2 pseudogenes are annotated in these 376 nt (G+C 38.0%); both read left to right on the top strand.

The features are described 5' to 3' along the window. Positions 1 to 189 (top strand): annotated as a pseudogene (locus IM797_RS28260) (cytochrome-c peroxidase); the annotation flags it as partial. 5 nt (positions 190 to 194) lie between these two features. Further along, positions 195 to 376 (top strand): annotated as a pseudogene (locus IM797_RS28255) (hypothetical protein); the annotation flags it as partial.

The following is a 376-nucleotide window of genomic DNA, read 5'->3' as shown; positions in this document are numbered from 1 at the left end:
CTGGGATTGGATCATTATCAGTCTGGGATTAAAATCTCTTCGACTACAGATCAGCTACTTTATCAGAACCAGGGTCAGGTGGGTATTCCCTTATCACAAGCAGAAAGGGAAGCCATGATTGCCTTTTTGGGTACGCTTACCGATCATGAATTTATTACCAATAAAAAAATGAATAACCCTAATCTATAAGAGAAATGAATATAAACGGAAAAAAATTAAAATCAATGCTGTTGCTTAGCTTCATGTTGGTAATGGCGGCCTGTTCTAAAAAAGACGACCCTACACCAGATTTTCAGGAAGAAAACCTTGCGCCGCTTTCTGTTGAGTTTGACAATATTGTTGGAGAAAGAACATTAGCTTTTGACAATACAGGCAA

Source organism: Pedobacter sp. MC2016-24 (genome assembly GCF_015223055.1).
Taxonomy (GTDB): Bacteria; Bacteroidota; Bacteroidia; order Sphingobacteriales; family Sphingobacteriaceae; genus Pedobacter.
Note: the sequence above shows the minus strand (reverse complement) of the source record. Positions and strands in the feature narration are given on the sequence as shown.